Here is a 19,058-nt window from a genome sequence, read left to right as displayed (position 1 = left end):
AATCAGGTCATGCACCCAATGATGTGCTGACCCATGGGGTCTGCGTATTCGATGCATCGAAGGCCTGCGTGAGGGTCGGATACAGCACGAGCTGCGCGTGTCGCGTTTCTGGCTGTGGCAGGGCTCTTTCTCATGCACATGAGCAGTATCGAGAACGACGACGAGTGGACGGCCATTCTCGATGACGTCAAAACCGTTCAGGAACGGTTGACCATTTGAGCGTCGTCCAGAGGACTAGCTGAGTATTCTCGACTGGCCCCTGACGAGCTCATTTGGCCGAATTTTAAGGAGCGCCCATTTTTGCGTGGCAGATACCGCGCAGATGCGGTGAACGCTGTTCCATCTGACAAAATGCTGCAGGCTAGATGAATGACAGCTCTGTTGAGCCCGCACCGCGGCAACGGTGCCCAGGGTCTAGGGCAGGTCTGCGCCGATCCCAGTCTGACCCTAGTTGATTGGCTCAAGCTCGCGGTCTTGCCTAGGAGATCTGCCGAACTTGCGCGAGTATTCTCGCGAGAACTGCGCTGAACTTTCATACCCGACAGCGAATGCGACCTCTGAGACCTTGGCGCGGCTCGTCCGCAGATCATCTCTGGCCTTCAGCAAGCGCAGGTCTTTCTGGTATTGTAGCGGCGATGTTCCGGTCACGGCTTTGAACTGCTCGAAAAACGCAGAGTTGCTCAGTCCGATCCTCGCAGCCAGATCACCAACGACGATGGTTTCCGACAGGTTGGCCTGAATATGCCGCGTTGCCAGAAAAATACGGCTCGCGGCGCTTTCATGCCAGAGAAGTCTCTGAAGGACCTTAGCTTGTTGCCCGATCAAGAGCCTCGCGTGGATTTCGCGAGACGTGATCGGCGCCAAAAGTTGCCGCGTTTCCTCTTCCTCGCACTGAACGAAAAAACGGTAGAGCGCGTCTTCCAGGCCGGGGTCGGTGTCACACTGACCAATCGAGAAAGGGTCTGAAGACGGTCCGCTTATCACAGGGGGCACCGCTGGAGCCAATGACCGAAGAAGATCGAGATCAAGTGGAAACACCAAGGCTGTATAAGGAACTTCTGACGACGCTTCGGTTATCCGTGAAATCACTGGCAAGGTATGGCTCACGATGAGTGACTGCCCAGCGCCGACAGTAAGTGTTCGGGTGCTGGACCCGACTTGCTTTGCACCCTGCAGGATCAGACAAAGAAGCGGTCGATAGATGGTCGCATTCAGATCGGTCGTAGTAGTATGCCTCAGCAGGTGGGTGCCACTGTGCGCATGATGGAATGCACCATCAGCGACCCCTGCCTGATCGAGCAGCGCAGTAACATGTGACAACAAGTTTTGGCTCTTCACGTTGTTGGCCTCCCATCCGACGTCTAACGATAGCAGTGTCGCGTGTTCCGGCATAACAGAAATCTGTTTTTTTGGAGAATTAGGCAAATATTTAGGCCAATCATGAAAGATTGAAGTTACCTTTACGACTAACGTGATCACGCCATAGCAGAGGAGACGGATATGCAAAAGGTCATGATCACCGGTATCGCCGGCGGCTTTGGCAAGCCAACGGCGCTCGCGCTTCTTGAAAAAGGCTATCAGGTTGCAGGAAGTGTTCGAAGCCGTGACGGAAAGAGCGCCGATACCGTTGCAGCGCTTGAGGCGGCTGGCGCGTTCATCGTTGAACTGGACGTGACCGACACGGCCGGCACCGAGCGTGGGATCGCTGATGCCATCGCACATCTTGGTGGCCTCGACGTCCTGTTCAACAATGCCGGGATCGGCTGTTACGGCATTCAGGAACTGATGTCGCCCGAGGAAATGGCCCTCGTCTTTGATGTGAATGTCATGGGCGTGCAACGGGTCATGCGTGCGGCTCTTCCTCACATGCGGTCACAAGGGCGGGGCACGGTTCTCTACACCTCTAGCTTGATTGGCCGTATCACGACACCATTCTATGGAACCTACTCGGCGTCAAAATGGGCGCTGGAAGCGGTTGTCGAATGCTATCGGACCGAATTGTCCGGCTTCGGGATCGAGTCTTGCATCATCGAACCTGGGGCCATGCCGACTGCCTTCTTCGATGGGATGGTCGCACCGGGCGATCCAGACCGCGAGGCACAGTACGGGGAATTCGCAGCGGTGCCCGCAATGGTGGCCGCCGGGTTGGCCGAGATGCTGGAGGCGACACCCAATCAACGCCCTGAGCGGATTGCGGAAGCAGTTATCGTCCTTCTGGAAACGCCCTTTGGGCAAAAACCTTTCCGCACTGTCGTGGATCATGTCGGGGTTGGCCCTCAGATTGAACACTACAACAACGTGCTTCACGACGTCACGCGCAACGTCATGATCAGCTTTGGCATTGACGACATGCTGAAGCTCAATGCCTGAAGGGGATAACGTATGAAAACCATTCTGATTACCGGAGCCTCTTCAGGCATTGGTGAGGCCACCGCGAAACATTTTCATGCCAACGGCTGGAACGTCGTCGCCACCATGCGGAACCCCGATAGCGCGGGTAGTCTTGCCGAGCTGGACAACGTCCACTTGACGCGCCTCGATGTGACCGATCTTGGCTCCATCACTGACGCGGTCATGGCTGGCATCGACCGTTTCGGCAGGATCGACGTTCTCCTCAACAATGCAGGCTACGGTGCCTATGGCGCGTTGGAAGCGTTCTCGATAGAGCGCATCCGCCGTCAGTTCGACACCAACGTGATCGGCCTGATGGAGGTCACGAAGACCGTGCTGCCGCACATGCGAGCAAACCGCGCTGGCACGATCATCAATATCTCGTCCATCGGGGGCCAGATCACGTTCCCGCTCGGTACGCTTTATCACGGGACCAAATTTGCAGTCGAAGGTCTCTCCGAAGCGCTTCACTATGAGCTTGAACCGCTAGGTATCAGTGTCCGCATTATCGAGCCTGGTATGATCAAGACGAACTTCGGAGGGAGTTCTTTTGATTTTGCCATGGATGAGGATCTGTCGGACTATGCGCCGATGGCCAAAGCCATGGGCCGTGTATTTGGAAAACTGGCGTCGAACCCGTCTGCACCTGCGACGGTTGCCGAGGTTATCTGGGAAGCTGCAAATGACACGGGAAAGCGGCTCCGTTTCCGGGCAGGTGCGGACGCGGTGGAATTGTTGGACAATCGCAAGGCGCAGGACGACGCGACCTTCATCGGCAGGATCAAGCAGTTGATGGAAGAGTGAGGTTTGACAAAATTGCAGCGGCGGCAAAGCCCGCTTTCGGGCAAGCCGCGCTGCGGCATCGTTTTTCACGATGAGCGGCCGCTGTGGGCCGAACGTGTCTTGCAGGGTGATAAGGTTCCCGACGTTGCAAGGCCCGCTCCCTGCGCCTTGCTGCCATCCGCGTGGACTGCAACCACAGATCAGACACGCCCCCTTCCAAGTGACCCCACTCCCACTGCGTGCGCCTCTACCCCCATCTCACTCCCAAATCCAACCGCCGGAATACCGACTCGGCACCGCTCCCCACCCCCTTAAGCTCCATTCGCGCGCCCCCGCCCGAAACCGACGCAAGATGTCGAAAACATCTGGTCCCCCATCTCTCGTCCTGCCATGGTAGCCTCACCATGCGCCTCCTCATTTCCTTTGCCGCCCTCTTTCTCTCGGTCGTGCTCCTGCAACTCTCGACAGGCGGGGTGGGGCCACTTGATGCGCTCTCGGGTCTGGCGCTTGATTTCACCACGGCTCAGATCGGACTCCTCGGCTCGGCACATTTCGTGGGCTTCTTCATCGGCTGCTGGTTCGCACCTCGCCTGATGGGCACCATCGGACACTCCCGCGCCTTTGCCGCCTTTACCGCTGCAGGGGCCATCGGCCTCTTGGCGCATATGCTGGTGATTGACCCCTACGCTTGGGCCTTGATGCGCGTGGCCTCTGGCCTCTGCGTCGCAGGCTGCTACACCGTGATCGAGGCCTGGCTTCAGGCCAAGGTCACGAACGAGACGCGCGGCCGCGCCATGGGTATCTACCGCGTGGTCGATATGGGCGCATCTTTGGCCGCGCAATTGCTGATTTCCGTATTGGCACCCGCCTCTTACGTCTCCTACAACCTACTGGCGCTCCTGTGCTGCGCGGCGCTTCTGCCGCTCACCCTGTCGCGCCTGCGCGAGCCGGAAACACCCGGCGCCCCCCGCCTACGCCCCATGTTGCTCATTGCCTGCTCGCCCCTGGCGGCGGCGGGCGTCTTGGTGGCGGCGCTCTCCAGCGCGTCCTTTCGCATGGTCGGGCCTCTCTATGGCCAACAGGTCGGCCTCGCCGTGGACCAAATCGCAGGCTTTCTCGCAGTCTTCGTTCTGGGCGGGGCCATGGCGCAATACCCGGTAGGCTGGCTTGCCGATCGCTATGACCGCCGCTGGGTATTGATCGGACTCTCGGTGGCTGCAATCCTGTCCTCGGTTGCCACCGCCATGACCGAAAATCTCGACACTTTCGGCATCCTCATGACGGCCTTCTTCTTCGGCATGACCACCTTTCCGATCTACTCGGTCAGCGCCGCCCACGCCCATGACTTCGCCGAGGCCCATGAACGGGTGGAGCTTTCCGCCGCCCTCATGTTCTTCTTCGCCGTTGGGGCCATCGCCGCCCCCCTCATGGCCTCTACATTGATCGAGGCCTACGGCCCCCCCGCCATGTTCGTGATGATCGCCGCCGGCCACGCCCTCCTCGTGGTCTTTGGCCTTATCAGGATGCGCGCCCGCCCTGCCGCCGAACGCCGCACCGCCTATGTCTGGTCGCCGCGCACCTCCTTCCTCATTGGCCGCCTCACCGGACGCAGCCGCGACAAGGACAGGAACGAGCGCTAGAACTGCCCGCGAAACCGCGCTAAACGGGGCAAAACCGTCAAGGAACAGGCGCAAAATGGCACGGCATCTCATCACCTCGGCAATCCCCTACATCAACGGGATCAAGCATCTTGGCAATCTCGTGGGCTCGCAGCTTCCGGCGGATCTCTTTGCCCGCTACTGCCGCGCGCGCGACCACGAGGTGCTCTTTCTCTGCGCCACGGACGAGCATGGCACCCCCGCCGAACTCGCCGCCGCCAAGGCAGGGCAGCCCGTGGCCGACTATTGCGCCGAAATGCACGCCGTTCAGGCCGAGATCGCGCGCGGCTTCCGCCTCAGCTTCGATCACTTCGGGCGCTCCTCCTCGGCTCAGAACCGCAAACTGACTCAGCATTTCGCCCGACGCCTGCATGATCAGGGGCTGATCCGCGAGGTGTCGGAAACCCAGATGTATTCACCCACCGATGGGCGCTATCTGCCCGACCGCTATATCGAGGGCACCTGCCCGAACTGCGGTTACGACTCGGCGCGCGGCGACCAATGCGACAACTGCACCAAGCAGTTGGACCCGGTCGATCTGATCAACCCCCGCTCGTCGGTCTCGGGGGCCACCGATCTTGAAATGCGAGAGACCAAGCATCTCTATCTGTGCCAGTCGCAGATGAAGGATGAGCTGGAAAAGTGGATCGACTCCAAAACCGACTGGCCGGTCCTGACCACCTCCATCGCCAAGAAATGGCTCAATGACGGCGACGGGCTTCAGGACCGTGGCATCACCCGCGATCTCGATTGGGGCATCCCCGTGCAATTCGACGGCGCGCCGTGGCAGGGGATGGAGGGCAAGGTGTTCTACGTCTGGTTCGACGCCCCCATCGAATATATCGCCTGTGGCGCGGAATGGGCCGAGGCGACCGGGCTTGACGCTTCCGCTTGGGAACGCTGGTGGCGCACCGACAAGGGCGCAGAGGACGTCACCTATACCCAGTTTATGGGCAAGGATAACGTGCCCTTCCACACGCTCAGCTTTCCCGCCACGATCCTTGGCTCGCGCGAGCCGTGGAAGCTGGTGGATTACATCAAATCCTTCAACTACCTCAATTATGACGGCGGTCAGTTCAGCACATCGCGCGGGCGCGGCGTTTTCATGGATCAGGCGCTCGAAATCCTGCCCGCCGATTACTGGCGCTGGTGGCTGCTCAGCCACGCCCCCGAAAGCTCGGATAGCGAGTTCACATGGGACAACTTCCAGGCCTCGGTGAACAAGGATCTCGCCGACGTTCTGGGCAATTTCGTCAGCCGCGTGACCAAATTCTGCCGCTCTAAATTCGGCGAGGCGGTGCCACAGGGCGGGGCTTACGGCGCGCAGGAAGAGGCACTGATCGCGCGCCTCACATCCCGCGTCCGCGAGTATCAAGACCACATGGAAGCGATGGAAGTCCGCAAATCGGCGAGCGCCCTGCGCGCCATCTGGGTCGAGGGCAACGAATACCTGCAAGAGGCCGCGCCCTGGTCCACCTTCAAGACCGACCCCGAGCGCGCCGCGATGCAAACCCGCCTCGCGCTCAACCTCATCCGCCTTTACGCCGTGCTCTCGTCCCCCTTCATCCCCGACGCCGCCGCCACGATGCTTGAGGCAATGCAAACCGAGGATGGCACATGGCCCGATGACGTGCCCGCAGCCCTCGCATGTCTCGCGCCGGGCCACGCCTTCACTGTGCCCGACGTGCTTTTTTCCAAGATCACTGACGAGTCCCGCGAGGACTGGCAGACGCGGTTTTCGGGGATCAGGACCTGAACGGGAAATAACGCGCAGGGCGGTCAACCCGCCCCGCGCGCCTTGTCTCTCACGCAGGCGCGGAAACTCTGGAGAAGTCGTGCCGCAACTTGCTCAGAGAGACAAAGTGAAAGGCGAGAAAGATCGCCACGAAATACCCCGGAAACATCGCCAGCGGATGCAGGTTGATGATATTGGGGGTCTCATGCGCCATCAGATGCGCGAACCCTTCTGACGTGGCGATCCCCGTCAGGACGGCCACAACGAAATCGGCCAGCCCTACGATATTGGCGCGCAGCACCTTGGCCTTTGCATCCGCCGCGCCATCGGCACAGGCCCGCCACGCCCGATAGCCTTCGATCCCGGCCCAGATATCGCCAAGACCCGCCAAAAGCGCGAATTGCCACGGGATGATCCCCGCCGCCCAACCGACAAGAAAGATCGCCCCCATGACGCGCGGAATCTGAAACGCCACCAGCAAGCCCTGATCCAATTGCGCCACAACCGCCCGCCCCGTCTGCGTCCGCGTGGCCAAGACCCAAAGCAGCGCCGCGCCGCCCAACATGGAAAAGAGCACCACGGGCGGATCCAGCACGGTCGCGGGCACCATGAATGTGCCCCTCCGCGAGAGATCCATCGCAAGCGCCCCCCAGAGCGCCAGGATGCAAGTAGGCGCCAGCACAGCGCGCGCCAGTGCCGCCCGGCCCAGCCCTGCGCGCTGCGCGCCCATGGCCACCACCGCCAGCGCAAGTCCGGGCAGTAGAATCAGGAATACATGCACATAGGCGAGCAGAGCGTCAGACATCTTGGTACCTCCATTTGATACCATTTTCATAGTCACTACATTTTTTATAGTCAATTCCTTTTTTGAATCCCCCAGCTATACTCTCCCCATGACGAAAACGAACCGCAGCAACTGCCCGATTCTGCGGGCCACCAATGCCATGGGCGACCAATGGTCTATCCTGATTCTGCGAGAGTTCTTTCTTGAGGGTCCACGGCGCTTTCAGGATTTGCAGGACACGCTGGCGCTGTCCCCAAACACCCTGTCCAACCGACTGAAAAAGCTTGAAAGTTCCGGCATCATTGCCCGCCGCACCTATTCCACGAACCCGCCGCGCGCGGAATATGTCCTGACAGAAACCGGTCATGCGCTCCGACCAGTGATGCGCGCGCTGCACGAATGGGGCGAGGCGCATACGCCCGACCTCGAATAGCGCCGACAAAATTCGCAGGGCGGTCCTCCCGCCCTGCGCAGCATGTTCTATCTGATGGGTCTCAGACCGTCAGCATCCGGTATAGCTCGTCCTTCAGCGCCGCGCGCTGCTTGCGCATCTCGACTTCGGTCAGTTCCTCGACCGGCTCGACCAGCGTTTCGGCCCGATGCACGGCACGGTTCAGCGCGTGATACTCTTCCGCCAGCTTGGCGAAATGCGCATCTGCCTGCTTCAATTCGCTGATCTTTGCGGCGAATTGCGGGAATTCGTCTGGCAGTTCATGGGGGGTGTTGGACATGGCGCATCTCTCCTTCTTGATTGCTCGCTCTCGACCCTAGGGATCAAGGCGCGCGCCCTCCTTGATACGGATCAACAAAGGCGACTTTCGCAATCATCTTGGAAAGAGATTTAGCGCCGCCTGCGTTGCGGCTTGGGGCGCGCGGGTTTGGCTTGCTCTGGTTCTGGTTCAGCGGGCATCCCCAACTGATCGCGCAACACGCGCGGGCGCACCTCTTCCACGGCACCGGGCTTCAACTGACCCAATTGGAACGGCCCATAAGACAGACGGATCAGCCGGTTCACCACCAGCCCCACCGCCTCCATCGCGCGGCGGATTTCGCGGTTCTTGCCCTCGCGAATGGCCACCGTGATCCAGGCGTTTGCCCCTTGCTGGCGATCCAGACTGACGATCATCGGCTGAAACGCTTCCCCCTCAACCACCAGCCCCTTGCGCAGCGGCTCGAACGTGGCCTCAGTGGGCCGCCCGTTGACCCGCACCCGGTAGCGCCGCAGCCAGCCCGTCGAGGGCAGTTCCAGCTTGCGCTTCAACTCGCCGTCATTGGTCAAGAGCAACAGGCCCTCGGAATTGAGGTCAAGCCGCCCGACACTCATCACGCGCGGCATATCCTCGGGCAGATCGTCATAGATCGTGCGGCGCCCCTTTTCGTCGCGCGTCGTCGTCACAAGGCCGGTGGGTTTGTGATAGAGCCAGAGCCGCGCCGGTTCTGCCGCCTCGAGCGCGCGCCCGTTCACCACCACCTTGTCGGACGCGGTGACATTCAGCGCGGCGCGCAGCACCTTTTGCCCGTTGACGGTCACGCGCCCCTCTTCGATCAGGCGCTCGGCCTCACGGCGGCTGGCGATACCCGCGCGGGCGATGACCTTGGCGATACGCTCGCCTTCCGGGGTCTTTTTCTCTGGGGTTTTGCTGTTCATGCGCCGCGCATAGCGCAATTGCAGAGCTTGCGAAAGCGTCTTGCGCGCGGCACAAGCAGGACATGACATTTCGCAGCCATATGGACATCGCCCTTGACGAGGCCCACGCCGCCGCCGCACGCGGCGAGGTGCCGGTTGGTGCCGTCATCGTGGCCCCCTCGGGCGCGGTTGTGGCCCGCGCTGGCAACCGCACCCGCGAACTGAACGACCCCACGGCCCATGCCGAGATCCTCGCCATCCGGGCAGCTTGTGCGGCCATCGGCTCAGAGCGCCTGCCTGACCATGATCTCTATGTGACGCTGGAGCCTTGCGCGATGTGCGCCAGTGCGATTGCGGCGGCGCGCATTGCCCGCCTCTACTATGGGGCCGCTGATCCAAAATCCGGCGGGGTGGCCGTGGGCGCGCGGATTTTCACCCATCCGCAATGCCACCACGCGCCCGAGGTCTACGACGGCATCGCCGCGACCGAGGCCGAGACCTTGCTCAAGACCTTCTTTCGCGACCGCCGCAGCCCGTCAGAAGAGCGATAGACCGTCCGCCAGAAACGGATGCCGCGCCACAATCGGCGTGACAATCGTATCGCGCAGAATGGGCTTCAGCTTCTCCGCCAGCGTCGCGGGCATATCCTGCAATATCCCCTTGCGGGCCGTCACGCTGATCGTTCGCGTCAGCGGTGCCATCGGCAGTTCGAACACGTCTATCTGATCGGCAAAGCGCCGCGCCCGCATCAAGGCCAGCGGCGTCAGGATCGACCACCCCGCCCCTTGGCCCACAAGCGCAAGGATGGAGTGATAGCTATCCAACTCGAACCGGTGCGGAATACTCAGGTTCTGCCGCGCCAGATGTGACGAAATAAGACGCCCCATGTAGTGCCGCTGCGTATACTGAATGAGCGGCAGGCGCTTCAATTGCCGTAGAACGTCGCGCTCGGGCCGGATCACGCCACGCGGGGCCACCACGGCAAAACCTTCGCGCAACACCGGATGCACCTCGACCCAATCCGCCTCACCGCCCAGTTCCGCCGCGACAATCACATCAAGCGCGCGCGCGTCCAACTGATCATAGAGGTGATGGCTCGCCCCCGTTTCCAGCAGAAACTGACAGCCTTTCAACTCACCCGCCATATGGGTCAAAAGCTGAGGCGTCACATCCGCCTCCAGATCCTCGATCATGCCGAGACGAAACCGTGTCAACGTCGAGAGATGCGACATTGCCAGTTCCGCCCGCGCCTGCGCCGCCTCGTTCAGAATGGCCAGCGCGCGGCGGTGCATGATCTCACCCGCCGGTGTCAGGCGAATGGGCCGCGCGTTGCGCTGCAAGAGGGTGGCACCCACCGCCCCTTCAAGATTGGTCAATTGCTGGCTGACCGCCGATGGACTCGCCCCCAATCGCCGCGCCGCCGCAGAAATCGAGCGTTCATCGGCCGCGGCCATGAACACCTCGATCCCCCACAGGGTTATCCGCCCGGGGCTTTCGACCATTTCGGCCTATTTGCCCAGCTTGGACAGCTTGTCTTGCAATTCGGCGAGCTGTTTCTTGATGTCGTCCAGCCCCTCCTTGCCGTCACCCGTCGTATTCTCCGACTGAGGCGCACTTGTGCCCATGCCCTTGAACCCACCGGTCATCGCCTTCATGAAGGCCTCTTGCTGCGCGCGCATGGCCTCCATGCCGGGCATCGCGGCCAAGGGGTTGGCCTTGGTCATGTTCTCAAGGATCTTCGACTGCCCGTCACGCAGCATCTCGAAACTGGCGGCAAGGAACTCGGGCACGACGCTGGTGGCCTGCGTGGTGTAGCTGCGCACCAGATCATTCAGCACATTGATCGGCAGCACGCTCTCGCCCCGGCTCTCGTGTTCCGCAATGATCTGGAGCAGGTATTGCCGCGTCAGATCATCCCCGGATTTCAGGTCGATGATCTGCACCTCGCGCCCTTCCCGGATAAACTCCGCGATATCCTCAAGGGTCACGTAATCCGATGTCTCGGTGTTATAGAGCCGCCTGCTGGCATAGCGTTTGATCAGCAGCGGTTTTTTGGAGTCGGCCAAGGGGTATCCTCCCGGAGAATGCAGCGCTGCAGCATAGCTTAGACACAAGCGCCACAAAAAGAAAGGGCGAGCCGCATGGCTCGCCCTTCGCAGTCCATACCCCTCAAGGGAGGGGATCAGGGTATGGCTCTGCTAACCTTACTTGGCCGCTGCGGTGGCCTTCTGGGTCGCTGCGGTCACGTCGTCTGCGGCCTTCTTGACAACCTTGGTCGCGTCTTCCTGCATGGTCTTGCCAGCGGCCAGCATCAGTTCGACGGTTTCCATCTGAACTTTCTTGGCAACTTCAGCGAAGGCGGCCATGTTCTCGGCGGCCACTTCGGCATTGGCCGATGCGAAATCGGTCATCGCCTTGGCGTAATCTGCGGGCTCTGCTTTGGCCTTGGACATTTCGCTCAGCTTGGCGAGGGTGTCTTTGGTCCATTTGTTCGAGATCTCGGCCGACTTTTCGGCTGCGGTCAGAGCCACACCCGAGAGCTTCTCGCTCAGGGTTGCCTGGTTCTTGAACGCATCTTCGAATGCCTTGGTGTCAACCGGAAATGTGCCCATGACGTCTTTGAACATCGCGGTGAAATCTTGTGCTTTTGCCATTGGTTCGGTCCTTTCGGCTAGGGCGGATCAGTCCGCCGGTTCTGCAACTGCAACTAGATATACATGCTGCACTGCAGCATTTCAAGTCTTTTTCTGCAGTGCAGCATTTTTCCGATTGCCTAATAAAAAAGCGCCAAAGATCAGAGCGTTGCCTTTTTGCGAACATAGGTGCCCGGGGCCGGGGCCAGCGCCGGATGCTCCGAATCGCCCGGTTCGCGCGCCGCAATCATCTTGCCCGACCGCTTGGCCAGCCACGATTCCCACCGCGGCCACCACGATCCGGCGGTATAGTCCGCCCCCTGCATCCAGGCCTCGGCATCGCCGGTCAGATCGGCATTGGTATAATGCCCGTACTTCTTCTTCGTCGGGGGATTGACGATACCCGCAATATGCCCCGACTCTGATACGATAAAGGTCCGGTCCTTTGCCCCGGTCTGCTGAAAGCCGCGATAGCAGTCTTTCCAGGCCGCGATATGATCGGTCTCGCAGGTGACCGACATCAGCGGCACCTTGACGTCCCGGATATGCAACCGCTCGCCGCAAATCTCGAAACCATCAGTCACGAACTGGTTGCCCTGACACAAGCCGCGCAAATATTGCACCGTCATTTTGCCCGGCAGGTTGGCCCCATCGCCATTCCAGTAGAGCAAATCAAAGGCAGGCGGCGCCTCGCCCATCATGTAACTGCGTACGGCGGGCTGATAGATCAGATCGCGCGACCGCAGAAAGGACATGGTCCGCCCCATGATGAACGACCGCAAAATCCCCTGCTGCGTCACCTCCTCTTCGATTCCATCAATGAAATCGTCCTGAAGAAAGGGCGTGAATTCCCCCTGCTCGGAAAAATCTGTGAGCGCAGTAAAAAAGGTGGCGGATTTGACCGATTTGTCGCCCCGCTTGGCCATCAACGCCAGCGTCATGTGCAGCGTGGTGCCCGCGATGCAATAGCCCACCGTGTTCACCTCTTTCTGCCCGGTGATCGCCTTGGCCTCACGAATCGCGGTCAGAAAGCCGTCTTCGATATAATCCTCCATGCCGACCTCGGCATGGCTGGCATCGGCATTGACCCAACTCACGACAAACAGCGTGTAGCCCTGATCAACCACCCATTTGATGAGAGAGTTATCGGGCTTGAGATCGAGAATGTAGAATTTGTTGATCCAGGGCGGAAAGATCACGACCGGAATCTCATGCACCTGCTCGGTCGTGGGGCTATATTGGATCAGCTCCATCATCCGGTTGCGATACACCACCTCGCCCTGCGTGGTGCCGATATTCTCGCCCAGCTTGAACGCTTTGTCATCCGCCAGCCGCACCACCAATTCGCCATTGTTGGCCTCAAGATCCGCGATTAGGTTCTCCAACCCCTTCACAAGGCTCTCGCCCTCGGTCGCCACGGCGCGTTCCAGAGCATCGGGATTGGTGCCCAGAAAATTCGTAGGCGACATCATGTCGATGATCTGATGCGCGAAATAATCCAGCCGCCGCTTGTCCTTGGGCGGCAGGTCCTCGACATCGCCCACCGCCTTCTCAATGGCCTGCGCGTTCAGCGCGTATTGCTGCTTGATGTAGCGGAAATAGGGATGCGTATTCCACAGCGGGTTGGCAAACCGCTTGTCACCCGCCAAGGGATCGGGCGCTTCCTCCTCGATCACCGGCTCGCCGCGCAGCATCACCTGCTGCGCCTCCAGAAAATGCCGCACCGACTTGCCCCAGTATTCCAACTGCTGCTCATAGATCTTGCCGGGGTTCTCGATGGCCTCGGCCCAATAGGATTTCGCCGCCTTGGCAAAAAGCTCTTGATTGGGGCCATTCAAAGTGGGGTTGGCAGGGTTACGCGCTGCAAGCGCTTGAATCAGCCGCTGCGACAGGTGCTCGACCTTGGCAAGGTTCTCGTTGAGTTTTTCCAGATTCTGCCCTGCGACATCGTCTTGCGTTGCCATTTTTTATATTTCCCCTTAACATTTTCTGCTATGCAGCATAGCGTCGTATTGATCGGAGGGGATCGTACGACGAGCAAACCGGGCAATCTGCCCGAACAGGAGACGAACATGCGCTACATGGCCACATACGACCTGATGGAATCCCTCCGAAATACCAATCAATGGCTGGGTGCCTCCGCCCTCTCGCTCGCATCCTATCCGCTTTTCAGTGTGGTGCCAAACCCTGCTTTGCAATGGATGGCCGCCTGGGGCGAAGTGACCGAGCGCAGCTTCAAGCGCATGGTGGCCAAGCCCGACTGGGGCATTCGTACCTTTACCCATAAGGATGGGCGCGACCACCTCGTCAACATCGAAACCGTCGTCTCGCGTCCATTTGGCGATCTTATTCACTTCAACGTCTCTGGCCGCCCGGAACAACCGCGCAAGATCCTGCTTGTCGCGCCCATGTCGGGCCATTACGCCACGCTCCTGCGATCGACCGTGAAATCGCTGATCGTGAATTGCGAGGTTTACGTCACCGACTGGCATAACGCGCGCGACATTCCCGTGTCAGAGGGCAAGTTCGATATCGAGGATTATACCCTCTACCTTGTCGATTTCATGAAGGCGCTTGGCCCGGACGTCAACGTGATCGCCGTGTGCCAACCCGCGCCGCTGACACTGGCCGCCACCGCCTATCTGGCCGAACTCGACCCCGATGCGCAGCCCAGCACGCTGACCCTGATCGGCGGGCCGATCAACCCCGATGCGACCCCGACCGACGTGACCGATTTTGGCCGCCGCGTCACCATGGGCCAGCTTGAGGAAACCATGATCCAGCGGGTCGGGTTCAAGTACAAGGGCGTTGGCCGTCAGGTCTATCCCGGCCTCCTGCAACTCGCCTCCTTCATGTCGATGAATGCCGAGCGCCATTCCACGGCCTTCTCGGATCAGATCCTGCGCGTCGCAGGCGGCGAAGCGTCTGACAACGACGCCCACAACCGCTTTTACGATGAATATCTGGCAGTCATGGACATGACCGCCGAATTCTACCTGTCGACGGTGGAGCGCATCTTCAAGGGTCTTGAAATCGCGCAGAACCGCTTTGTCGTGAATGGCCATCAGGTCGATCTGGGCAAGATCACCCGCGTCGCTGTCAAGACTGTCGAAGGCGGCAAGGATGACATCTCGGCGCCCGGCCAATGCGTGGCCGCGCTCGATCTTTGCACCGGCCTGCCCGACAGCCTCAAGGCCAGCTATCTGGAGCCCGAGGCCGGGCATTACGGCATCTTCGCCGGCCGCTCCTGGCGCAACAATATCCGGCCGCTTGTGCTCGATTTCATCGACGCCAACGCGCGCAAAGATCCTAAACCGGCGAACAAGAACGCCCGCGCAACGGGCTAAGACCCGAGGCGGCGGGTCCTCCCGCCGCCCGACCGCTCAGGCGTCCACCCGCCGTTGCAGCACCAGCGGCTGCCGCAGCCAGCCCCGCAGCGCGGCGATCGTGGTCTCTGGCTGCTCCAGCACCGGCAAATGTCCCGCCCCCGGCACCACCACCAGATTGGCATAGGGGATGAGATCGGCCATGAACCGATGCCGCTTGACTGGCGTCAGCCCATCCTCTTCCCCGCACATCACCAGCACCGGCACCTGACACCGCCGCAACACCGCCTGATAATCGCGCCGTCGTTGCAGTGCCCGCGTCTGCCGGATGATCACCTCAGGCCCAAGCGCCTCGGCCATGCGCACGACCTCGGCCATCACCTCCGCCCGTCGAGGCCCGGACGCCAGATACTCGGGCCGCAGCAGCATCTGCACCGCCTCGGCCATCGCCCCGGTCCGCAGTTTGATGATGAATGGCTCATAGGCTGTGGCCGATTGCGGTGTTTCGGCCAGCGAATTGGTATCCATCAGCGCCAATCGCGTCACCCGATCCGGGGCGCGGCGCAGAATCTCCATCGCCACGATCCCACCCATCGACAGGCCCGCCAAGGCAAACCGGCGCGGCAGCACATCGAGCAGGTCTGAGGCAATCTCTTCGATCCGGTCCCCGCCAGTAATCGGGGCCACGGTCACGGCCATATCGGGGCTCAAGGCCGTTATCTGTGGCGCGAAAAGCCGCGCGTCGCACATCATACCGGGCAGAAACACCACTGGTTCACTGCTCATCCGTCATCCCCGCCTTTGACCCGTCACATATGGAAACACACGCGGCACAGCATGACACCAGATACAAGCCCCCGACAAGAGCCTCACCCGCTCACCTCTGCCACCGCCGCGCCGATCAGCGCCAGACACTCCGGGTTTGAGAACCGGTGATCCGCCCCCTTGACCAGCGTCAGCCGCATATCCGGCCCTGTGGCATGGTCCAATAGCTGCAACGCCACCGACATATCCACATCCTTGTCGCAGGTGCCTTGCAGAAATCGAACAGGAAAGGGCAAATCGAGCGGGCTGCGCAAAACCAGATTGTTACGCCCCTCCTCGATCAATCGCCGTGTGATGATATAGGGCGCGCCATACTCCGACGGCAGCGCGACCTGCCCCTCCTCCAGCAACGCGCGCCGCTGTTCCGCGTCAAATCCACCCCACATGCTGTCCTCGGTGAAATCCGGCGCGGCGGCGATTGTTACCAGCCCCGCCACCCGCTCCGGCATTGATCGCGCCAGCAAGAGCGAAATCCAGCCCCCCATCGACGAGCCGACAAGAACCTGCGGACCCTCCGTGAGGCCTGCGATTACGGCGCGCGCATCCGCTGCCCAATCGCCGATCGCGCCATCCTCAAAACGGCCAGAGGATTGCCCGTGCCCGGAATAATCGAACCGCAGGAATGCCCGCCCCTCCGCGCGCGCCCAGTCCTCAAGCCAGAGCGCCTTGGTGCCCTCCATATCCGACTTGAACCCGCCAAGAAACACCACGCCGGGACCTGCACCGGCGCTCCGGTGATAGGCCAGCCTGCGGCCTTCTGGCCCGTCGAGATACTCAGGGTCCGCCATCGCATCCTCCGTATTCGCAATGGCGCGATCATGCACGCCCCGAACCAAAGGATCAAACCGGATTTATGGCGCGACGCTCAGCCGCCGATATAGGCGCCACGACGCGGACGATAGAACACCTTTTGATTATGCAACCGCCCTAACAGATCATGGATCTGGCGCAGGGTCTCGTCCTTGTCGTCCAATCCATCCGACGTGCGGTCCGGCTGCACCGACAAATCTGCCTTGGTCTTGAGCAAAGCACTCTCGATCAGGTCCATATCCGCGACCGACAACTCAAAATTCGAATTATACTTCGGCATTTTTCGACCCTCTCTTGGTTGCTCGCGCAAGAATCTTGCGCGTCCGATATACGGCATTTAGGGCCTCAAATGCGACCTGTCCACAGGTTTTTTCTGCACTGCGACAAAAGGGGAAACGTATGCTTTTGCATGCAAAATTAAGTGTCAAAACGCGCTCCTATTGACCTTGCGCGCCCGAACGGGCATGTGACGGGGACCAAACCCGCAACCGGGCGTTCCGTGGGCGCCAAACCGACGAGGAGCCAAGCAGATGGCCCAGATTTCCCTCACCTTTCCCGATGGCAATGCACGTGCGTTTGACGCAGGCGTGACCCCCGCTGACGTAGCCGCCAGCATTTCGCCGTCTCTGGCGAAACGCGCGATTTCGGCTCATGTGGATGGCGCACATTGGGATCTGCAATGGCCCATCGACCGCGACGCGGCCATCAGCATCAACACGATCAAGGACGAGGCCCCGGCGCTCGAACTCATCCGCCACGATCTTGCACATATCATGGCCCGCGCCGTTCAGGAAATCTGGCCCGATGTCAAAGTGACCATCGGCCCGGTCATCGCGAATGGCTGGTATTACGATTTCGACCGCGCCGCGCCCTTCACGCCCGAAGATCTCGGCCTGATCGAGAAAAAGATGAAAGAGATCATCAACCTGCGTGATCCCGTGCGTACCGAAATCTGGGACCGCGACCGCGCGATCCAGCATTATCGCGACACCGGCGAGCCCTACAAGATCGAGCTGATCGAGGCCATTCCCGGCACCGAGCCGCTGCGCATGTATTGGCACGGCGATTGGCAGGATCTCTGCCGGGGTCCGCATCTGCAGAACACCGGGCAAGTGCCCGCGGACGCCTTCAAACTCATGAGCGTGGCCGGTGCCTATTGGCGCGGCGACAGCACCCGCCCGATGCTGCAACGCATCTACGGTGTCGCGTTCCAGAACCGCGACGCGCTCAAGGATTATCTCACCTTTCTCGAAGAGGCCGACCGCCGCGACCACCGCAAATTGGGCCGCGAGATGGACCTCTTTCACATGCAGGAAGAGGCGCCCGGCCAGGTCTTCTGGCATCCGAACGGCTGGACCGTCTACACCACGCTTCAGGATTACATGCGCCGCCAGCAACGTCGCGGCGGTTATGTCGAGGTGAACACGCCCCAGGTGGTCGACCGCAAGCTGTGGGAGAAATCCGGCCACTGGGAAAAATATCAGGAAAACATGTTCATCGTCGAAGTGGACGAGGATCACGCCCGCGAAAAGGCCGTGAACGCGCTCAAACCGATGAATTGCCCCTGCCACGTGCAGATTTTCAATCAGGGTCTCAAATCCTACCGTGACCTGCCCCTGCGCATGGCCGAATTCGGCTCTTGCAACCGATATGAGCCCTCGGGTGCGCTGCACGGCATCATGCGCGTGCGCGGCTTTACCCAGGACGACGCGCATATCTTCTGCACCGAGGATCAGATCGAATCGGAAACGGCCCGCTTCATCGCATTCCTGTCGGGCATCTATGCCGATCTGGGCTTCCCGAATTTCGAGGTTCTGTTCTCTACCCGCCCCGACGTGCGCGCCGGGTCAGACGAGGTTTGGGACAAGGCCGAAGCGGCCCTTTTGTCCGCCACCCGCGCTGCCGGCATCGAACCCAAGGTTAATCCCGGCGAAGGCGCGTTCTACGGGCCCAAGCTGGAATTCACCCTGACCGACGCCATCGGCCGCAAATGGCAATGCGGTACGCATCAGGTGGATTTCGTCCTGCCCGAGCGGCTGGATGCAAATTACATCGGCACCGACGGGGCCAAACACCGTCCCGTGATGTTGCACCGCGCCGTTCTCGGCAGCTTCGAGCGCTTCATCGGCATCCTGATCGAGGAACACGCAGGCCGCCTGCCCTTCTGGCTGGCCCCGCGTCAGGTGGTGGTCGCCTCCATCGTGTCCGAGGCGGACGACTACGTTACAAAAGTCGCCCAAAACCTTACAGACCTTAACATCCGCGCCGAGGCCGACACCCGCAACGAAAAGATCAATTACAAGGTGCGCGAGCACTCTCTGGCCAAGGTTCCGGTGATCCTGGCCTGTGGTCCGCGCGAGGTCGAGGATGGCACCGTATCCCTGCGCCGTCTGGGCGAAAAGGACAGCCGCATCGTGCCGCTGGATCAGGTGGCGGCGGAACTGGCGCGCGAGGCTACCCCCCCCGACCTGTTGTAATTGCAGGGA

The 19,058-nt window shown here is 60.7% G+C and carries 19 protein-coding genes; 8 read left to right on the top strand and 11 right to left on the bottom strand.

What is annotated here, in order from left to right:
- Window positions 1-447: 447 nt before the first annotated feature.
- On the bottom strand, window positions 448-1,392 hold the full coding sequence (locus ROSMUC_RS09205; protein WP_245875160.1) for an AraC family transcriptional regulator: 945 nt from the start codon (window positions 1,390-1,392) through the stop codon (window positions 448-450).
- A 108-nt stretch (window positions 1,393-1,500) separates the two neighbouring features.
- Here ROSMUC_RS09205 and ROSMUC_RS09200 point away from each other — a divergent pair, with 108 nt between their 5' ends.
- From ROSMUC_RS09200 to metG, 4 genes are all read left to right on the top strand, one after another.
- Window positions 1,501-2,370 carry an SDR family NAD(P)-dependent oxidoreductase gene (locus tag ROSMUC_RS09200; RefSeq protein ID WP_037272147.1) on the top strand — a complete coding sequence of 290 codons (870 nt, stop codon included), beginning with the start codon at window positions 1,501-1,503 and terminating at the stop codon, window positions 2,368-2,370.
- Between the two features lie 12 nt (window positions 2,371-2,382).
- Window positions 2,383-3,195 (top strand): SDR family oxidoreductase, encoded by an 813-nt coding sequence (locus ROSMUC_RS09195; protein ID WP_037272145.1) that lies wholly within the window; start codon window positions 2,383-2,385, stop codon window positions 3,193-3,195.
- A 383-nt stretch (window positions 3,196-3,578) separates the two neighbouring features.
- Window positions 3,579-4,814 (top strand): MFS transporter, encoded by a 1,236-nt coding sequence (locus ROSMUC_RS09190; protein ID WP_037272143.1) that lies wholly within the window; start codon window positions 3,579-3,581, stop codon window positions 4,812-4,814.
- Window positions 4,815-4,869: 55 nt separating this feature from the next.
- Window positions 4,870-6,588, top strand: a complete 1,719-nt coding sequence (metG, locus tag ROSMUC_RS09185) for a methionine--tRNA ligase (protein WP_037272140.1) — start codon at window positions 4,870-4,872, stop codon at window positions 6,586-6,588.
- Between the two features lie 49 nt (window positions 6,589-6,637).
- Here the strand turns inward: metG and ROSMUC_RS09180 are convergent, their stop codons facing one another.
- Window positions 6,638-7,372: a hypothetical protein gene (locus tag ROSMUC_RS09180; RefSeq protein WP_052115300.1), complete on the bottom strand. Its 735-nt coding sequence runs from the start codon at window positions 7,370-7,372 to the stop codon at window positions 6,638-6,640.
- A gap of 88 nt (window positions 7,373-7,460) precedes the next feature.
- On the opposite strand from ROSMUC_RS09180, the gene ROSMUC_RS09175 reads away from it, so the two are divergent.
- On the top strand, window positions 7,461-7,784 hold the full coding sequence (locus tag ROSMUC_RS09175; protein WP_037272137.1) for a winged helix-turn-helix transcriptional regulator: 324 nt from the start codon (window positions 7,461-7,463) through the stop codon (window positions 7,782-7,784).
- A 61-nt stretch (window positions 7,785-7,845) separates the two neighbouring features.
- Here the strand turns inward: ROSMUC_RS09175 and ROSMUC_RS09170 are convergent, their stop codons facing one another.
- Both ROSMUC_RS09170 and ROSMUC_RS09165 read right to left on the bottom strand, forming a co-directional pair.
- On the bottom strand, window positions 7,846-8,082 hold the full coding sequence (locus ROSMUC_RS09170; RefSeq protein ID WP_037272134.1) for an HP1242/YdcH family protein: 237 nt from the start codon (window positions 8,080-8,082) through the stop codon (window positions 7,846-7,848).
- A 110-nt stretch (window positions 8,083-8,192) separates the two neighbouring features.
- Complete coding sequence (locus ROSMUC_RS09165) at window positions 8,193-8,999, bottom strand: pseudouridine synthase (protein WP_037272131.1); 807 nt, start codon at window positions 8,997-8,999, stop codon at window positions 8,193-8,195.
- Between the two features lie 62 nt (window positions 9,000-9,061).
- On the opposite strand from ROSMUC_RS09165, the gene ROSMUC_RS09160 reads away from it, so the two are divergent.
- Window positions 9,062-9,529 (top strand): nucleoside deaminase, encoded by a 468-nt coding sequence (locus tag ROSMUC_RS09160; RefSeq protein ID WP_037272128.1) that lies wholly within the window; start codon window positions 9,062-9,064, stop codon window positions 9,527-9,529.
- Here ROSMUC_RS09160 and ROSMUC_RS09155 read toward each other — a convergent pair.
- The 4 genes from ROSMUC_RS09155 to ROSMUC_RS09140 form a co-directional block, all read right to left on the bottom strand.
- On the bottom strand, window positions 9,515-10,480 hold the full coding sequence (locus ROSMUC_RS09155) for a LysR family transcriptional regulator (RefSeq protein WP_037272125.1): 966 nt from the start codon (window positions 10,478-10,480) through the stop codon (window positions 9,515-9,517). The two genes, ROSMUC_RS09160 and ROSMUC_RS09155, sit on opposite strands and share 15 nt — an antisense overlap.
- 6 nt (window positions 10,481-10,486) lie before the next feature.
- On the bottom strand, window positions 10,487-11,044 hold the full coding sequence (phaR, locus tag ROSMUC_RS09150) for a polyhydroxyalkanoate synthesis repressor PhaR (protein ID WP_037272122.1): 558 nt from the start codon (window positions 11,042-11,044) through the stop codon (window positions 10,487-10,489).
- A 138-nt stretch (window positions 11,045-11,182) separates the two neighbouring features.
- The gene (locus tag ROSMUC_RS09145) at window positions 11,183-11,632 is read right to left on the bottom strand and encodes a hypothetical protein (RefSeq protein ID WP_037272119.1); all 450 of its coding nucleotides are present in this window, start codon (window positions 11,630-11,632) and stop codon (window positions 11,183-11,185) included.
- A gap of 140 nt (window positions 11,633-11,772) precedes the next feature.
- Window positions 11,773-13,575, bottom strand: a complete 1,803-nt coding sequence (locus ROSMUC_RS09140) for a PHA/PHB synthase family protein (RefSeq protein ID WP_037272117.1) — start codon at window positions 13,573-13,575, stop codon at window positions 11,773-11,775.
- A gap of 108 nt (window positions 13,576-13,683) precedes the next feature.
- On the opposite strand from ROSMUC_RS09140, the gene phaZ reads away from it, so the two are divergent.
- Window positions 13,684-14,958: a polyhydroxyalkanoate depolymerase gene (gene phaZ / locus ROSMUC_RS09135; RefSeq protein ID WP_037272942.1), complete on the top strand. Its 1,275-nt coding sequence runs from the start codon at window positions 13,684-13,686 to the stop codon at window positions 14,956-14,958.
- A gap of 36 nt (window positions 14,959-14,994) precedes the next feature.
- Here phaZ and ROSMUC_RS09130 read toward each other — a convergent pair whose 3' ends face one another.
- From ROSMUC_RS09130 to ROSMUC_RS09120, 3 genes are all read right to left on the bottom strand, one after another.
- A complete protein-coding gene (locus tag ROSMUC_RS09130; protein ID WP_037272114.1) occupies window positions 14,995-15,723 on the bottom strand; it encodes an alpha/beta fold hydrolase in 729 nt (242 codons plus the stop codon).
- Between the two features lie 83 nt (window positions 15,724-15,806).
- Window positions 15,807-16,550: an alpha/beta fold hydrolase gene (locus ROSMUC_RS09125; RefSeq protein ID WP_037272939.1), complete on the bottom strand. Its 744-nt coding sequence runs from the start codon at window positions 16,548-16,550 to the stop codon at window positions 15,807-15,809.
- Between the two features lie 77 nt (window positions 16,551-16,627).
- Window positions 16,628-16,852, bottom strand: coding sequence for a hypothetical protein (locus ROSMUC_RS09120; RefSeq protein ID WP_037272111.1), 225 nt, complete (start codon window positions 16,850-16,852; stop codon window positions 16,628-16,630).
- Window positions 16,853-17,102: 250 nt separating this feature from the next.
- On the opposite strand from ROSMUC_RS09120, the gene thrS reads away from it, so the two are divergent.
- On the top strand, window positions 17,103-19,049 hold the full coding sequence (gene thrS, locus ROSMUC_RS09115; protein WP_037272109.1) for a threonine--tRNA ligase: 1,947 nt from the start codon (window positions 17,103-17,105) through the stop codon (window positions 19,047-19,049).
- The last annotated feature ends 9 nt before the right edge of the window (window positions 19,050-19,058 follow it).

Origin of the sequence: Roseovarius mucosus DSM 17069, assembly GCF_000768555.3 — a bacterium.
In the GTDB taxonomy this organism is placed as follows: domain Bacteria; phylum Pseudomonadota; class Alphaproteobacteria; order Rhodobacterales; family Rhodobacteraceae; genus Roseovarius; species Roseovarius mucosus.
This window is presented reverse-complemented; position numbering and strand designations above follow the sequence as displayed.

Excerpts from the sequence above, each read along its gene's own strand:
- ROSMUC_RS09140 (WP_037272117.1), bottom strand. The coding sequence starts at position 13,575 with ATGGCAACGCAAGACGATGTCGCAGGGCAGAATCTGGAAAAACTCAAC.
- ROSMUC_RS09175 (WP_037272137.1), top strand. The coding sequence starts at position 7,461 with ATGACGAAAACGAACCGCAGCAACTGCCCGATTCTGCGGGCCACCAAT.
- phaZ (WP_037272942.1), top strand. The coding sequence starts at position 13,684 with ATGCGCTACATGGCCACATACGACCTGATGGAATCCCTCCGAAATACC.
- ROSMUC_RS09205 (WP_245875160.1), bottom strand. The coding sequence starts at position 1,392 with ATGCCGGAACACGCGACACTGCTATCGTTAGACGTCGGATGGGAGGCC.
- thrS (WP_037272109.1), top strand. The coding sequence starts at position 17,103 with ATGGCCCAGATTTCCCTCACCTTTCCCGATGGCAATGCACGTGCGTTT.
- ROSMUC_RS09165 (WP_037272131.1), bottom strand. The coding sequence starts at position 8,999 with ATGAACAGCAAAACCCCAGAGAAAAAGACCCCGGAAGGCGAGCGTATC.
- ROSMUC_RS09130 (WP_037272114.1), bottom strand. The coding sequence starts at position 15,723 with ATGAGCAGTGAACCAGTGGTGTTTCTGCCCGGTATGATGTGCGACGCG.
- metG (WP_037272140.1), top strand. The coding sequence starts at position 4,870 with ATGGCACGGCATCTCATCACCTCGGCAATCCCCTACATCAACGGGATC.
- ROSMUC_RS09155 (WP_037272125.1), bottom strand. The coding sequence starts at position 10,480 with ATGGTCGAAAGCCCCGGGCGGATAACCCTGTGGGGGATCGAGGTGTTC.
- ROSMUC_RS09160 (WP_037272128.1), top strand. The coding sequence starts at position 9,062 with ATGACATTTCGCAGCCATATGGACATCGCCCTTGACGAGGCCCACGCC.
- ROSMUC_RS09180 (WP_052115300.1), bottom strand. The coding sequence starts at position 7,372 with ATGTCTGACGCTCTGCTCGCCTATGTGCATGTATTCCTGATTCTACTG.
- ROSMUC_RS09145 (WP_037272119.1), bottom strand. The coding sequence starts at position 11,632 with ATGGCAAAAGCACAAGATTTCACCGCGATGTTCAAAGACGTCATGGGC.
- ROSMUC_RS09200 (WP_037272147.1), top strand. The coding sequence starts at position 1,501 with ATGCAAAAGGTCATGATCACCGGTATCGCCGGCGGCTTTGGCAAGCCA.
- ROSMUC_RS09125 (WP_037272939.1), bottom strand. The coding sequence starts at position 16,550 with ATGGCGGACCCTGAGTATCTCGACGGGCCAGAAGGCCGCAGGCTGGCC.
- ROSMUC_RS09195 (WP_037272145.1), top strand. The coding sequence starts at position 2,383 with ATGAAAACCATTCTGATTACCGGAGCCTCTTCAGGCATTGGTGAGGCC.
- ROSMUC_RS09170 (WP_037272134.1), bottom strand. The coding sequence starts at position 8,082 with ATGTCCAACACCCCCCATGAACTGCCAGACGAATTCCCGCAATTCGCC.
- ROSMUC_RS09120 (WP_037272111.1), bottom strand. The coding sequence starts at position 16,852 with ATGCCGAAGTATAATTCGAATTTTGAGTTGTCGGTCGCGGATATGGAC.
- ROSMUC_RS09190 (WP_037272143.1), top strand. The coding sequence starts at position 3,579 with ATGCGCCTCCTCATTTCCTTTGCCGCCCTCTTTCTCTCGGTCGTGCTC.